The organism is Asaia bogorensis (genome assembly GCF_900465345.1).
Lineage (GTDB): Bacteria > Pseudomonadota > Alphaproteobacteria > Acetobacterales > Acetobacteraceae > Asaia > Asaia bogorensis_A.
Genome location: NZ_UEGO01000043.1, coordinates 1 through 578, shown reverse-complemented (window position 1 = coordinate 578; position 578 = coordinate 1). Strand labels below are relative to the sequence as shown.

The window sequence follows — 578 nt, the reverse complement described above, 5'->3', positions numbered from 1 at the left end:
GCAGCCTGAAGCGGGGCAGGATCATTGATGATCGGGATAAGCGAGCCATTCACGCCATCCACAATCTCCTCGGACTGTCCTCCGGGGGCGGTGGAGATTACCCAGACGTCACGTGAGAGAGCCTCACGAACAGTCAGACCGTAGCTTTCGCGCCATTGCGAAGGGAAAAGAAGCACATCAACCTGATCGTAGAAATCATCCAGCCCAGCCTGATTATAGGCAGGAACGGTCCTGATCGTGCCTTTGACCGACACTGTTTTCAAATCCTGCCTTGGCGAGTGGGCCAAGAAGTGCCTCTACCACGATTGTAGCCCCGCCAAATGAACGCGGCGCCATGAACACATTGACCTGAAGAATACGGGGTGCCTTGTGTCCGAAAGACGGCGGCCTTCCAAAAACCGGTTCCGCCTGCTGGGTCAGAATCCGCTCCGGGGCGTAAAGATCCAGCGCAGTTGCTCTTGCGGTCTCTCCCATACGCTCACGCAGCGCAGGATCATGGGCCAAGGTAAGAAGTGCATCGCGCCATTCCTCGGCACTACGCGCAAGCATACCGTTCTCTCCGGTCCTGATAACGCGCT

General features: G+C 57.1%; 2 pseudogenes. Both read right to left on the bottom strand.

What is annotated here, in order from left to right:
* Positions 1-245, bottom strand: a pseudogene (locus ED655_RS15385) (glycosyltransferase); the annotation flags it as partial.
* Positions 214-578, bottom strand: a pseudogene (locus ED655_RS15380) (glycosyltransferase); the annotation flags it as partial. The pseudogenes ED655_RS15380 and ED655_RS15385, both read right to left, overlap by 32 nt.